Source organism: Amycolatopsis iheyensis (assembly GCF_024703995.1).
GTDB classification, from domain to species: Bacteria; Actinomycetota; Actinomycetes; order Mycobacteriales; family Pseudonocardiaceae; genus Amycolatopsis; species Amycolatopsis iheyensis.
In genome coordinates, this window is the sequence record NZ_JAMXQV010000029.1 from 59,775 (window position 1) to 73,613 (window position 13,839).

A 13,839-nucleotide genomic window follows, 5' to 3' on the forward strand; every position below is an offset into this window, starting at 1 on the left:
CTTTTTGCCGATGTTTAAACATCGGCAACCGAATAAATATCGGACTGACTTTTTGCGCGTTTTCACCAATCCGCGTCGCCGGTGCGGCCGAACTCCCGCTATGGAAGCCGAGTGCGACGTGATCCTTCCCTGTCTGAACGAGGCCGAGGCATTGCCGGCGGTGCTGGCCTCGATGCCGCGCGGCTGCCACCCGGTGGTGGTCGACAACGGTTCGACCGACGCCACCGCCGAGGTCGCCCGAGTCTGCGGTGCCCGGGTCGTCAGCGAACCGCGCCGCGGCTACGGCGCGGCGGTCCACGCCGGAATCCTGGCCGCTCGGGGCGCGTTCGTCGCGGTGCTCGACGCCGATGGGTCCATGGATCCCGCGGTGCTGCCGGACCTGCTGCGCCCGGTCGCCGAGGGCCGGGCCGACCTCGTGGTGGGGCGGCGGCGGGTCGCCGAGCGCGGGGTCCAGCCGTGGCACACCCGGGCCGGCAACGCGGCCGTGGCCTGGCAGTTGCGCCGCCGTGGCGCCCCCGTGCACGACATCGCCGCCGCACGTGTTGCCCGCCGCGACGAACTGCTCGGCCTCGACGTCCGCGACCGCGGCTTCGGCTACCCGCTGGAGCTCCTGCTGCGCGCCGCCCGGGCCCGCTGGCGCATCCAGGAAGTCGACATCGCCTACCGCGCCCGCGCCGGCGGCCGGTCCAAGGTGTCGGGCTCGGTGCGCGGAACCGTCCGCGCCGTCCGGGACATGACCCGGGTGGTGGTCCGCGCCCGATGACCGACGTCCTCGTGCTCATCCTGGCCAAAGCACCACGATCGGGCCGGGTGAAGACGCGGCTCTGCCCGCCGGCGACTCCCGACCAGGCCGCCAGGATCGCCGCCGCCGCGTTGCTGGACACCCTCGACACCGTGCGAGCGCTCCCGTGGGCCCAGCCGGTCGTCGCACTCGCCGGGGATTTCGCCGACGGCGTCGCCGCGCGGGAACTCGCCCAGGCGACGCGGGACGTCCCCGTGGTCAGCCAGCGAGGCACGACCCTCGGGCACCGCATCGCCGCCGCCCACGCCGACGCGGCGAAGCTGTTTCCCGCCGCCGCGGTCCTGCAGATTGCGATGGACACCCCGCAGGTGACACCGACGCTGCTGACCGGCTGCCGCGACGTACTGTTCGCCCCCGGGGTCGACGCCGTGCTCGGCGCGGCCGACGACGGTGGCTGGTGGCTGCTGGGCCTGCACGACCCCCGCCACGCCGAAACGATCGCGACGGTACCGACCTCGCGACCGGACACCGGCATCCGCGCTCACGAAGCGTTGCAGTCGAACGGTTTCCGGGTCTGCGCGATGTCCACTTTGGCCGACATCGACACGATGCCGGTGGCCCGCGAGGTCGCCGGAACGCTGCCCGGCTCGCGGTTCGCCGCCGCCGTGGAGGAGGTCCGGTGACCACGCCCGTGGACCGGCACGCCCCCGGCCGGGCGTTCGACGTCGCGCTGCGCGGCGCCGCGACGACGTTGGAGCTGGACGACGATCGAGTACTGCCCCTGCATCCCCGCCGCTTGGCACCGGCCGGCCTGCCGCGGCGACCGCTGGCTGCTCGGCCGCTGCCGAGGCCGCACCCTCGACCTCGGCTGCGGGCCCGGACGGCTGGTCGCCCACCTCGTCGCGCACGGGCTTCCGGCGCTGGGCGCCGACAGCTCGGCAACGGCCATCCGCCTCTGCCACGATCGCGGCGCCCCCGCGATCCAGCGCGACGTGTTCGCAGCCTTGCCCGGCGAAGGCGACTGGGACACCGCCCTGCTGGCCGACGGCAACATCGGCATCGGCGGCGACCCCCTGCGCCTGCTGCGCCGAACCCGTGGCCTGCTGCGACCGGCCGGCCGGCTGCTGGTGGAGACCGAACCCGACGGCGGGCTGTGGCGCGGCCAGGCCCGGCTGCGCGACCACCAGGGCAGCACCGGCTCCTGGTTCCCCTGGGCGACCGTGGACCCGGAGGCGCTGCGCCGGCTGGCCAGCGCGGCCGGCTTCCGGGTGGGCGCGAGCTGGGCGCGGCACGACCGCTGGTTCACCGAGGTCCGACCGGGCACCGATCGTGGACGTGTATCCCCTCACTGACCGGGTACCCGCCGCCAAACGGGTGATCGGGGTGGGCCAATGACAGTAACGGACATGCGCCGGGATTCGCAGCCGGCTTGCCACCTGAGGGTGGCCGACGGGGCGATCTCCCTCCACGTGGTCGGCGCGGTGCCGGAGGAAATCGGCGCGGCGCAGGTGATCGGCGAGCTGGCGGAGGCAATCGAACTGTGCCACGGCACGGTCCTGCTCGACCTCACCCGCTGCCGCATCGACCGGGACCTCGCCGTCACAGTGGTCCACGAAGCCCGGGTGCAGGCCGGTCAGTGCCGTTGCCGGTTGCGTGTCCTGGCCGGCGATCCGAACGTCGCGGCCGCGGTCACCCGAGCCGCGGCAGAACGCACCGCGCACCCGGTGGGTGTGCGATGACCGCCGTGGCCGGGGCGTCACCGGAGTGGGCACGACCGGTCAAGGTCCCGGCCGCGGACCGGCTCCTGGCGACGACCTACCTCGTGGTCCGGCGATCCGGTCTGCGGGACCGAGCCGTCCACCGAACCTGGCGCAAGGTGCTTCGCCGGCTGGGCACCGACATCGGCGTGGACGACCCGCACGTCCAGGGACACGCTCTCGACGCGATCTGTGCCGAGCTGTCCGGCACCACCGCGCCCGCCGCGCTCGAGGCGGCGGTCGCGGACGCGGTCCTGCTGGACGGAATGCTGTCCTTGCCGCCGAGGCAACGCTTCGCGCTGCACGCGGCCCTGGCCTGGCAATGGTCGGTCACCGACATCGCCACGCACACCGGCTGGACCCGCTGCCAGGTGCACCGGCTCCTGCGTGCCGGCCTGACCACCGTGACCGCGCGCAGCCGGCCATCCGCGCTCGGAACTCCGCCGTGACCAGCGGGCCGACCGGTTCCAGCTCGCCCCGCGAACCGGACGAGGCGAGCTACGGCTTCCCGGTCGCGGCGTGGCGGTGGCTGGCCCGGCACCGGCCGCCCGGACCATTCGGCGGACGCGCGTGGCGCAGCCCGCTGCGCGGGCCGTGGCTGACCTCGGTGTTCGGCGCGGCGCTGCTGGTCACGCTGCCGATCGTCATCCTCACCGGGCTTCTGTCCTACCTCGCCTACGGCCCCCAGTTCGGCCAGGCCCTGCCCGCCGGCGTCGGCTGGCTCCGGCTGCCCCCGCTGACCTGGCCCGCCGAGCCGTCCTGGCTCTACCGGCTCACCCAGGGGCTGCACGTCGGCCTCGGGCTCGTGCTGATCCCGCTCGTGCTGGCCAAACTGTGGCCGGTCGCCCCGAAGCTGTTCACCTGGCCACCCGCCCGCTCGATCGCCCAAGTGCTGGAACGGCTCTCGCTCCTGCTGCTGGTCGGGGGCATCCTGTTCGAAATCGCCACCGGCGTGCTCAACATCCAGTACGACTACCTGTTCGGCTTCAGCTTCTACACCGCGCACTACTACGGCACCTGGGTGTTCACCGCCGCCTTCCTCGCCCACGTCGCCCTCAAGCTGCCCCGCATGATCCGCGCGCTGCGCTCCCGCTCCTGGCGCGCCGAACTGCGCACCACCCGCGCCGAGACCCGCCCGGAACCCCTCGATCAAGACGGCCTGGTCGCCCACGATCCCGCGGCACCGACGCTGAGCCGCCGCGGCGCCCTCGCCGTGGTCGGCGGCGGTGCGCTGCTCGTCTTCGGCCTGACGGCCGGGCAGACCATCGGCGGCATCACCCGCCGGACGGCGCTGCTGCTCCCCCGCGGCCGCGACGTCGGCGACGGCCCGAACGGCTTCCCCGTCAACCGCACCGCCACCGCCGCCGGCATCGACCCGGCCGCCATCGGTCCTCAGTGGACACTCGAGCTGACCGGTGGGCCCCAGCCCGTGCGCCTGACCCTCGCGGCGCTGGCCGCGCTGCCCTAGTCCACCGCCGAGCTGCCGATCGCCTGCGTCGAGCTCGACCGTCAACCGCACGACCACGGCCTCCCCGAGCCGGGAAGCCACGACTTCGGCCAGGCCGTTGCAGTCGCCGTTCATGAAACCCCTCGTCGCACGCAAGAGGACTTCCCGTTCGGGAACCGAAGTTCAGCGTCGCACGGGCGAGCACGCCCCGCAGCGCCGCGCCCGGTACGCCGCCATCATCGACCGGTCGAACACAGAATCCGGGCCGGGCCACCCCAACCGACGCACGATGAAGCATTCGATTTCGGATGCGAGAGGACAACTGAACGCGGAGCGTGTTCAGGCAGTAGCGGTCAAATCCTGACCGCTACTTCAGGCAAAGTGAGGTCAGCTACTCGAACGAACCGCAGGGAGCACCGATGGCAGTAACCACACTCACCCACCTCAACTTCACCGGCAACGCCCGGTCGGCGCTGGAGTTCTACCAGTCCGTGTTCGGTGGCCATCTCATGGTCATGGCGCACGGCACTCAGCTCGAGAGCCAGACCGACGACCGCGACACCGGCTACGTGCCGATGGCCGCGGACGACCCCGACGCCGGCCGCGTCGCCTTCGGCATGGTGGTAGCCGAAAACGGGTTCCGCATCGCCGCCTACGACGTCCTCGGCACCACCGGCACCAACCCGGCCGGAGGCATCGCCGCACCGCCGGGCCAGGCAGCACCGCGCGCCCGCGGCGTCACCCACACCGAGCCTTTCTTCGTGCTGCTCAACGGCGACTCCCTCGACGAGCTGACCCCGCTGTGGAACGGCCTGTCCCAGAACGGCACCGTGATCGCCGACCTCGGCCCCGCCCCGTTCGCGCCGGTTTACGGCATGGTCACCGACCGGTTCGGCATCACCTGGGTCTTCGGCCTCACCCAGGGTGGCTGATCCCGGGGTTCAGGCTTCGAACCCCGCCAGCGGCCGTACCTCGATCGGCACGCCGATCGCGGCCGTCACGCGACCGGCCCACTCCAGGGCGGCGTCGAGGTCCACCGCCTCGACGAGGTAGAAGCCGCCGAGGTGCTCCTTGCCCTCGGCGAAGGGACCGTCGGTGACCAGCAGTTCGCCGGCGGACTCCCGCACCACCCGCGCCGCTCCGGGTTCGCTGAGACGGGCACTGAAGAGCCACGACCGGGCCGACTTGAGATCCTTCTCGACCTCGCCGAGGCAGGACATCGACTGGCGCATTTCCTCCTCAGTGGGCGGTTCGCGCACTTCGCCGTCGACGCCGTGCACGGACAGCAAGAACTGGGCCATGACATCGCTCCTCCCGACGGACCTCTGCCGCCGCTCACCGTCGATACGAACGAGCGTGACCCGGATCGACAGGTCTCACCGAGCTGTTTCGCCAGTGTCCGGCACGGCTGGCCACAAGCGAAGCGGCGCGGGCATCCGCGCCGAGATCGACGACAGGCCCGCATTCAGCAGCCGGATCGCCCGCGGTCCGGCAGCCGGCCGAAGACGCGGACGAGAACGAGCAGTGCCCGGACAATCTGGTAACCGAAAACCAGGTGGAACAACAGTTGCTGATTCGTCCACCTGGTTCCCTCCGACGGCCGGCGAAGATCCTCCGGAGTCCGCCGTCCACGAGTTCATGAAACGCCGCCCGATCCTTCTCCCACTGCTCGTGCACTGCCTGACGATCCATCGTTCCGCCCTCCCCACATACGGAGTTCGCAGCGGTCAAGCGTCGCACACGCGGCAAGACGATCGACGAAATGCTCGCACGACCGCCGCATTCGCAGCGCAAACGGGGTCCCACTGCCGCGTTCGCGGAGGCCCGACCGATAACATCGATCATCTCCGATCGATTACGACATTCGTTGCTAGGAAACGGTTCCGACACTCTCTAGTGTGGATCGACGTGTGTCGATGGAGTCGCGCGCTGTGCCCGTTTCGTCTTCTGGGGGTAGGTCCTTATGGACGATTTCACCGGTCTGTCACGCAGAGGTTTCGTACAAGGCGCCGTCATCAGCGGCGCCTCCCTGTTCGTCAACCCGGCGCTCGCCGCCGCTGACCCCGGCTCGGCGGAGATCCCGAAAGCCGGACGCCCAACCGGTGGGGAGCTCAGCTTCACCACCGACTCCGCCGCGCTGCACCCGGACACCGTGGTCTCCACGGCCTGCCAGTTCTGCAACTCGAACTGCCGCCTCAAGGTCGGCCTCCGGGCCGGGCGGGTCATCAGCGTCTCCGGCGATCCGGATGACCCGGTACAGGCCGGGAACTTCTGCGTGAAGGCGTCGATGATGCCGGAGCTGGCCTACAGCCCGCTCAGGTTGAGCACTCCCCTGCGCCGCGTGTCCGGCGCCAAGGGGTCGAAGGACTCGAAGTTCGAGCCGATCTCCTGGGACGACGCCCTCGACCTCGTCGCCGACCGGCTCCTGCAGCTGCGCGACAGCGGCCAGGTCAAGACCATCGCCAATCGGACCACCGGGCGGCTCCCCCGTGGCACCGGCTCGCTGGTCGCGCGGCTGTTCGCGCTGCTCGGCAGCCCGAACAACACCGACGTCGGCCCCGTCTGCAACGACGCCGGCGGGAACGCTCTCGCCGCCACCTTCGGGCTTGGCAACTTCACCAACGGCTATGGCGTCGACGCCGCCACCGGGCGCGAAGACCTCGGCGCCGCCCAGTACTTCCTCTTCCTCGGCACCAATCAGGCCGAGACGCACCCGGTCACCTTCGACTACCTGCTCAGAAGCAGAGCGAAAACCAAGGCGAAGCTGGTCGTCGTCGATCCGCGGCGGACGCCGACCGGCGCGGCCGCCGACACCTGGATCGCCCCGAAGCCGCACACCGACTCCGCGCTCGTGCTCGGCATGCTCCAGCACATCATCGTCCGCAACCTCCACGACAAGGTGTTCGTGCAACGCTGGGTGCTCGGGTTCGCCGAGCTGCGCGACCACGTCAAGGACTACACCCCGGACTGGGCCGCCGGCGTCACCGGCGTGCCCGCCGCGACGATCCGGCAGCTCGCCGAGGACTACGCCACGGCCAAGCCCGCCGCGATCTTCTGCAACGCCGGGATCTCCCACCAGCTCGGCGCCTTCGACACCTACCGCGTCCTGACCTTCCTGGCCGCGATCACCGGCAACATCGGCGTCCCGGGCGGCGGCTGCAACTTTCATGCACAACACCTGGCCCGGCGACCTGCGCCTGCCCGAGCTCACGGTCAGCACGCCGCCGCTGGAGCAGGCGCTGCCGGTCGGGCCGGACTACTTCGCCGAGTCCATCCTCACCGGCCGCCCGTACCCGCTGAAGGCCCTCATCACCGAGGGCAACCCGCTCATCTCGTCAGCGAACACGAACAAGGTGCGCGCGGCGTTCAAGAAGCTGGACTTCTACGTCTACACCGGCCTGTTCATGGAGGAAGCGGCCTACTACGCCGACGTCATCCTGCCGGTCACCAGCGGCCTGGAGCTCGACGGCGTCTACATGCGACGCGACGACCGTGCGATCCGCTGGCAGCACGCCGCGGTGCCGCGGGTCGGGCAGTCCAAGCCGGACTGGGAGATCTGGATCGACCTCGCCCACGCCTTCGGCCGCCGCGACCGCAAGAAGCCCACCAGCTACTGGACCGACGCGTTCCCCCAGAGCTGGAAGGACTACTCGAAGCTGTGGGCGGAGTTCGTGAAGCACACCCCGGCGATGGGCGGGATGACGCAGGAGCGGATGGACGCCCGCGCCGAGCCGCTGCGCTGGCCGTGCCCGAGCCCGTCGCACCCCGGCGTGAGCACTCTCTACCTGGACCACCCCTCCTGGTACGAAGCGGCGGCCGCGCTCGGCGCGCCGGGCAAGCGGTTCCTCACCCCGAGCGGGAACGTCGAGATCTTCACCCCCGAGCTGGACCGCAAGCTCGCCGCATCCGGCCACCGGGCGCTGCCGGTCTTCTACACCCACCCCGAGGTGACCGGCGCGAACCCGACGATCGCCTACGAGCCCGGGTTCGTCACCAACCCGGTCAACCCGCAGGCGGTGACGCACAAGGTCCGCCTCGGCGTCCCGGGCTCGGACGCGGTGCACCGGGACTTCCCGCTGATGGGCATGACCGGACGGCCGAGCGTCGTGCACTTCGCGAGCGTGACGCACTGGACGCCGACCGGCGAGCAGCTCAACGGGATCCGCCTGGTCCAGGTGCACCCCGACACCGCGCGGCGGTTCGGGATCGGCGACCGCGACACCGTCGTGGTGGAGAGCCCGCGAGGGAAGGTGACCGGGACGGCGTTGTTCTGGCCGGCGATCCGGCCGGACACGATCTTCGTGCCCAACACCTTCGGCCCGGCCCAGCAGGTCGGCGACCAGTTCGGCGACCCGCGCTACGAGGCCGCCAACGGGCTGGTCGACGACGGCCTCTACGACAACCTGTCCGGCCAGCAGGCGTACAAGTGCTTCGCCTGCCGGATCAGCAAGGCCTGAGCGTTCAGAGCTGGGAGGCGCGGCGCCGTTCGAGCAGGACGGTGTCTCGCCACCGGCCGTCCAGCTCGCCGATGCGCTCGCGGATGCCGACGGTGCGGAACCCGGCGCCGTGGTGCAGGGCGACGCTGTTGCGGTTTTCGGGGAAGATCGACGTCTGCAGCGTCCACAGCTCGCCCTCGTCGGCGGCGGCGACCAGGTGGTGCATGAGGGCCTTCCCGACGCCGCGGCCGCGGAACTTCTCCCCCACGTACACCGAGGTCTCGGCGACCCCGGCGTAGCAGTCGCGAGTGGACACCGACCCGGCTGCGGCCCAGCCGGCGATCTGCCCGTCGACCTCGGCGATCCAGCGGTGTCCGCGCAGCCACTTGGCCTCCAGCTCGGCGCGCGGCGGGACCTCGGTTTCGAAGGTCGCGTCGCCGGTGGCGATGCCCTCACCGTAGATGCGCCGCACGGCCGGCCAATCTTTGGCGCGCAGCGGCCGGATGGTGACGTCCGGGACGAGGTCGCCGGGCTCGGTGGGCTTGGGTGCGAGCAGACCCATCACGACGTCGGCGGCGTGCGGGAGGCTCACCGCGCAGGAGGCGTTGACCGACACGAGAGTGGCGGTGCCGACCTTGCGCAACCGCACGAAACCGACGTCGGCGAGCTTGCGGACGTGGTGGGAACAGTTGGACTGGCTGATCGCCATCTGCTCGGTGATCTCCCCGATGGTGACGGCCTTGCCCGCGGCCGCGACGGCGTGCAGGATCCGCACCCGCGTGGTGTCGGCGAGGCACGCGAACCATTCGGCGTAGGTCGCGGCGTCCTCGACGGGCAGCAGCGCAGCGTCCGGCGCGGTCGTCGTCATACCCCGATTGTGCCTCACCCGGGTGAGGGATCGACGGCCGTCGATGGTTCAGCTGCTGTGCAGCTCGACGAGCTCCTCGGCGTCAGCCAGGTCGGCGACCACCTGGCTGTGGTCGTCGCCGACGGCGATGACGTGTCCGTAGCGGGCGAGGTAGGCCCTCGGCGGGAGGGCGAGCTTCGTGCCGGGCCCGGCGGTGCCGAGGGCCTCGTGGACAGTGGGTCCGAACCGCTCGGGGTGCACCGCGGTGGCGGCTACCTCGCAGTCGTGGGCCGGGTAGAGGAAGCGGATCGCGGCGGTCCGGCGCAGCGGGCGCCGCGGGGCCGGTGGGCGGCCGACGGCGACCTGACCAGCGGCGACGACCGGGTCGGCGCCGCCGGCGAGGATGCCGAGCCGCGGGATGAAGTCGCCGCCGAGGCGAGCGTTGATCTCGACCAGACGCGGCCCGCGCGGCGTCAGCTTGAACTCGGTGTGGGTGGCGCCGTGGGTGAAGCCGATGCCCTTGTGGACCTGGTCGAGCTGGTCGAGCAGCGCGGCGTCTTCGAACAGCGGGTCGTCCGCGTCGACGACGTGGCCGGTCTCCTCGAAGAACGGCTCGAAGCCGGTCTGCTTGCGGGCGATCACCAGGGGGTGGCAGACGCCCTGGTCGACGACGGCGTCGACGCTGATCTCGGGCCCGGTGAGCAGCTGCTCGACCAGCACGTCCGCGTCGTACCGCGGCACGCCGGGCCAGGACGCTCCGGCGGCCGCGGTGAACGCCTCGGCGACCTGCTCGGCGGTGTCGGCGCGCAGGACGCCGAGGCTGCCGGCCAGGCCGCGGGCCTTGACCACCACCGGGTAGCCGATGTTCCCGGCCGCGGCGACGGCGTCCTCGGCCGAGGCGACCGGGCGGGACGTCGGCTGAGGGACCCCCGCCTCGGCGAGCACGGCCCGGGTCGAGGCCTTGTCCCGGCACGCCTGGACGGCTTCGGGCGGGCTGCCTGGGAGTCCGGCCTCCTGTGCGAAGGCGGCGACCGCGGTGACCAGGGATTCGTCGTAGGTGAGCACGCCGTCGGGCCGGAACTCGAGCTCGCGCACAGCCGACGCCAGCGCGTCCGGCGAACGGGTGTCGACGACGGTGACGCCGTCGACGTGTTCGGTCTGCCAGGTCGGCTCGACCGAGTCGAGCAGCCACAGCCGGAAGTGCGGCCGCAGCGCGGCGAGGATGTACTCGCGGTAGCGGCGGTCCCCGCTGCCGACCAGCAACAGCGCCGGGTGCTCGGTCACGACGTCCTTTCCAGCGGAATCGGATCGTTCCCGTCGCGGGTGGCCAGCAGGCCGAGGACGACGTTGGCGGCGGTGGGCAGGCCGACTTCGCAGCTGTGGTTGATCGCGTAGAGGATGCTGGTCCCGGCTCGGCGGCGGGTCACGAACCGGACCTGGGACAGGATCTTCAGGTGGTGCGAGACGGTGGGCTGGGAGATGCCGAGGTGGTCCACGATCGCGCCGACGGGAACCGGGTCACGTTGCTGGGCCAGGAAGTGCACGATCATGACCCGGTTCGCGTCCGACAGCGCGTGGAACCAGCGGGCGTAGGACTCGGCGGTCTCCCGCTCCAGCTTGTGCTCGCTCACTCCCCCAGGCTAGCGAGCCAAGATGAACACCAGCGCCGCGACGACACCGGCGACGGGCGGGGTGACCAGCCAGGCGATCAGGAAGTTGCGGATCGTCCCGCCGGAGATCCGGCTGAGATTCGGGCCGGCGGATCCGGCGATCGCCCCGGTGGACACGTGCGTGGTCGACATCGGCAGCCCTGCACCGGCACCGACCCCGACGAGGGCGGCGGTGGTGAGGTTGGCGAGGAAGCCTTCGCGGTGGTTCATCTTGACCACGCCTTCGCCGAGCTTCTCCGCGACCCGCATCCCGCCCAGCAGCGATCCGGCGGCCATCGCGGCGGTCACCAGGACCATGATGTGCCACGGCTTCATCCCGGCCGGCACCAGGGCGAACGCGCCGATGGCGACGATCTTCGGGGTGTCGTTGAGGCCGCGGGCGAAGCCGGTGGCGCCGCTGGTGAACCAGTGCGCCGCGGTCATGATCCGGGACGAGGTCTTTTCCGGCGTCACCGCGGGAGCGGTCTGCACGGCGACGTCGCCGCCCTCGGAAGCCGGCGTGGCCGAGGGGGTACTCGCGGCTCGGCGCTTGTTCGCGGCACCAGTGGCGACCGCGAGGATCATCGTGATGGCGTAGGCCACGACGATGCTGACCAGCAACGGCGTGACGAGCTTGCTGCCGACGGCGCTCCAGGACACGCCGCCGGTGCTCATCAGCAAGCCCGCACCGACCATGCCGCCGATGAGGGCGTGGGTGGTGGAGACCGGCAGCCGCAGCACGGTGGCCAGGCCGACCCAGAACGCGGCGCCGGCGAGCACGGCGACGGCGAACGCGTCGGTGGTGGCGCCGGTGATGATGCCCTTGGAGAACAGGGCGGTCATCTTCGACGCGAGACCGAGCGAGCAGACGCAGCCGATCAGCGTCGTGATCGTGCCCCAGATGATCGCTGTCTTGTACTTGGTGACCCCGGCTCCCGCCAGGGTCGCGACGCCCTTGGGCACGTCGTTGCTGCCGTTGACCGCGGCCAGGGCGGCCACGAGAACGAACACGATTATCGCGGTGAAAGACATCCGTACTCCCCTCAGTGATCGAAAACCTCGATGTTCAGCAGCAACCGCTGTTCGGTCCGCAGTCGTCGGCACCGGGCTTGCGGGCGCGGATGATCGCGGAGTGCATGCCGTCGGCGGCGTCCTGGGTGAACACGACCTCGGCGCCGGTCAGCCCGACCTCGGCCAGCAACGAGAGGTACTCGGCCTTCGACAAGGCGCCGGCGATGCACTGGCTGACGCCGCCGCGCTCGGCCCGGTCGGCGGGCGTGAGGTGGTCCTCGGCGACGACGTCGGTGATCCCGAGCCGGCCACCGGGCGCGAGCACGCGCGCCATCTCGGCGAACACCGCGGGTTTGTCCACCGACAGGTTGATCACGCAGTTGGAGATGATGACGTCGACGGTGGCCGCGGGGAGCGGGATCTGCTCGATAGTGCCCTTGAGCAGGATGACGTTGTCGCTCTCGGCGTCTTCGATGTTCTGCCGGGCGACGGCGAGCATCTCCTCGAGGAAGTCCAGGCCGAAGACCTGCCCGTCCGGGCCGACGCGGCGCGCGGACAGGATGAGGTCCAGCCCGGCGCCGGAGCCGAGGTCCAGGACGGTCTCGCCGTCGCGCAGCTCGGCCACGGCGGTCGGGTTGCCGCAGCCGAGGCTGGCCAGCAGCGCGGCGTCGGAGGCTTCATCGGCGCCGATGTCGCCGTAGGCGCCAGGCCCGAACCGTGTCGGGTCCGGCGCGCAGCAGCTCTTCGCCTCCGCGGCCTCGGCGGCCTTCCCTCGGTAGTAGTCCTGGATCTCGGTGGTGGTGTCGGTCATGGTCGTCTTTCGGGTCAGGCGCCGGTGGCGGCGAGCCGGTGGACCGGGGTGGGGTAACCGGGTTTGAACGACACCGGCGCGGTGGCCGCAGAACGGGCACCGGTGGCGGCGTTCGCCGTGGCCACGGCATCGCGGACAGCAGCATCGAGTTCGGCGGGCTCGCAGGCGACGCGGGCGTTGACGATCACCCGGGCCGTCGTGGCCGGCTTCTCGGCGGCCCGGTCGACCGTCGGCTCGGCGCCGGCCGCGGTGAGGCTGAGTTTGGCGAAGTCGCCGTTGGCGGCCTCGACGGTGAGCTTGGCGTGCCCGACAACGGCGCCCGCGCAGCTCGCCCAGCTGCCCAGGGTCGCGAGCATCTGCCGGCCCCACGCGGTGAGGTCGAGCGGCGCTTCCGAGGTCAGCTGCACGTCCTGGTTCATCCAGGCCAGCTGAGCCTCGGCGGCGGCGTAGCGGTCGTAGTCGACCTGCAGGTCGACCGCCTGGTTGCCGGACGGGCCGTCCCACGCCTTCACCAGCTCGTCGACGCGGTCGCCGGACTTGGCGCTGTAGCCGACGACCGCCGCGTTCGGGTAGTCGGCGGCCAGCCGCGTCATCAGCTCGGTGGCGCGATCCGGCGCGATGGTGTCGAGCTTGTTCACGGCGATGACGTCGGCCTCGATGAGCTGCTGCCGGAACAGGTACGACAGGTCCGACTCCGGCTCGCCCCGCTGTGTCGCGCGGTCGAAAGCCATATACCGCAAGGGGTCAATGACTGTCGTGAGTGGACTGACGACCATGCTGTCGCCGTAGTAGGCGCGCAGCGGCCGCACCACGGTCGCCTGCAGGTCCGTGCACGAACCAACCGCCTCGGCGATCACCGTGTCCACCGGGGTGTCGCCGGCACCGTCGACGAGAGCGCGGATGGTGTCGACGAGGTCCTCGAAGCGGCAGCAGAAGCAGCCACCGGTGACTTCCGCGACGGAGTCGAGCTTGCTGCGCACGAGCGCGGTGTCGACGAGCTCGACACCCTGGTCGTTGGTGATCACCGCGACGCGCCGTCCCTGCTGTTGCAGAGCCTGTGCGGTGGCGATCATGGTGGTGGTCTTGCCGGCCCCGAGGAACCCGGTCAGCGGCACGAAGGTGATCACAGCAGGTCCTCC

General features: G+C 71.2%; 15 protein-coding genes and 1 pseudogene. 9 read left to right on the plus strand and 7 right to left on the minus strand.

What is annotated here, in order from left to right:
- Positions 1-118: 118 nt before the first annotated feature.
- From M8542_RS39875 to M8542_RS39905, 7 genes are all read left to right on the plus strand, one after another.
- Entirely contained in the window at positions 119-763 is a 645-nt protein-coding gene (locus M8542_RS39875) for a glycosyltransferase family 2 protein (RefSeq protein WP_257925562.1), read from the plus strand.
- Positions 760-1,425: a TIGR04282 family arsenosugar biosynthesis glycosyltransferase gene (locus M8542_RS39880; RefSeq protein ID WP_257925563.1), complete on the plus strand. Its 666-nt coding sequence runs from the start codon at positions 760-762 to the stop codon at positions 1,423-1,425. The genes M8542_RS39875 and M8542_RS39880 overlap by 4 nt, the downstream gene beginning before the upstream one ends.
- Positions 1,426-1,626: 201 nt before the next feature.
- Positions 1,627-2,094 carry a hypothetical protein gene (locus M8542_RS39885; protein ID WP_372508723.1) on the plus strand — a complete coding sequence of 156 codons (468 nt, stop codon included), beginning with the start codon at positions 1,627-1,629 and terminating at the stop codon, positions 2,092-2,094.
- 54 nt (positions 2,095-2,148) lie between these two features.
- On the plus strand, positions 2,149-2,481 hold the full coding sequence (locus M8542_RS39890) for a hypothetical protein (protein ID WP_257925564.1): 333 nt from the start codon (positions 2,149-2,151) through the stop codon (positions 2,479-2,481).
- Entirely contained in the window at positions 2,478-2,948 is a 471-nt protein-coding gene (locus tag M8542_RS39895; RefSeq protein WP_257925565.1) for a hypothetical protein, read from the plus strand. The genes M8542_RS39890 and M8542_RS39895 overlap by 4 nt, the downstream gene beginning before the upstream one ends.
- Complete coding sequence (locus M8542_RS39900) at positions 2,945-3,967, plus strand: hypothetical protein (RefSeq protein ID WP_257925566.1); 1,023 nt, start codon at positions 2,945-2,947, stop codon at positions 3,965-3,967. Before M8542_RS39895 ends, M8542_RS39900 begins: the two co-directional genes overlap by 4 nt.
- A gap of 398 nt (positions 3,968-4,365) precedes the next feature.
- Entirely contained in the window at positions 4,366-4,878 is a 513-nt protein-coding gene (locus M8542_RS39905; RefSeq protein WP_257925567.1) for a VOC family protein, read from the plus strand.
- 9 nt (positions 4,879-4,887) lie between these two features.
- On the opposite strand, the gene M8542_RS39910 is transcribed toward M8542_RS39905, so the two are convergent.
- Positions 4,888-5,247 carry a YciI family protein gene (locus tag M8542_RS39910; protein WP_257925568.1) on the minus strand — a complete coding sequence of 120 codons (360 nt, stop codon included), beginning with the start codon at positions 5,245-5,247 and terminating at the stop codon, positions 4,888-4,890.
- Positions 5,248-5,909: 662 nt separating this feature from the next.
- Between M8542_RS39910 and M8542_RS39915 the strand changes: the two are divergent.
- Together M8542_RS39915 and M8542_RS39920 are read left to right on the plus strand one after the other, a co-directional pair.
- Positions 5,910-7,097: pseudogene (locus M8542_RS39915) on the plus strand (molybdopterin-containing oxidoreductase family protein); the annotation flags it as partial.
- A gap of 16 nt (positions 7,098-7,113) precedes the next feature.
- Complete coding sequence (locus M8542_RS39920; protein ID WP_257925570.1) at positions 7,114-8,403, plus strand: molybdopterin-dependent oxidoreductase; 1,290 nt, start codon at positions 7,114-7,116, stop codon at positions 8,401-8,403.
- A gap of 4 nt (positions 8,404-8,407) precedes the next feature.
- On the opposite strand, the gene M8542_RS39925 is transcribed toward M8542_RS39920, so the two are convergent.
- From M8542_RS39925 to M8542_RS39950, 6 genes are read right to left on the minus strand one after another with little or no spacing between them, the layout of a single operon-like run.
- Positions 8,408-9,250 (minus strand): helix-turn-helix domain-containing GNAT family N-acetyltransferase, encoded by an 843-nt coding sequence (locus tag M8542_RS39925; protein WP_257925571.1) that lies wholly within the window; start codon positions 9,248-9,250, stop codon positions 8,408-8,410.
- Between the two features lie 48 nt (positions 9,251-9,298).
- Positions 9,299-10,513, minus strand: coding sequence for an ATP-grasp domain-containing protein (locus M8542_RS39930; RefSeq protein WP_257925572.1), 1,215 nt, complete (start codon positions 10,511-10,513; stop codon positions 9,299-9,301).
- Complete coding sequence (locus M8542_RS39935; RefSeq protein ID WP_257925573.1) at positions 10,510-10,860, minus strand: ArsR/SmtB family transcription factor; 351 nt, start codon at positions 10,858-10,860, stop codon at positions 10,510-10,512. Before M8542_RS39935 ends, M8542_RS39930 begins: the two co-directional genes overlap by 4 nt.
- 9 nt (positions 10,861-10,869) lie before the next feature.
- Complete coding sequence (locus M8542_RS39940; RefSeq protein ID WP_257925574.1) at positions 10,870-11,910, minus strand: inorganic phosphate transporter; 1,041 nt, start codon at positions 11,908-11,910, stop codon at positions 10,870-10,872.
- A gap of 34 nt (positions 11,911-11,944) precedes the next feature.
- Entirely contained in the window at positions 11,945-12,700 is a 756-nt protein-coding gene (locus tag M8542_RS39945; RefSeq protein ID WP_257925575.1) for a methyltransferase domain-containing protein, read from the minus strand.
- A 14-nt stretch (positions 12,701-12,714) separates the two neighbouring features.
- Positions 12,715-13,827 (minus strand): GTP-binding protein, encoded by a 1,113-nt coding sequence (locus M8542_RS39950; RefSeq protein ID WP_257925576.1) that lies wholly within the window; start codon positions 13,825-13,827, stop codon positions 12,715-12,717.
- Between the last annotated feature and the right edge of the window lie 12 nt (positions 13,828-13,839).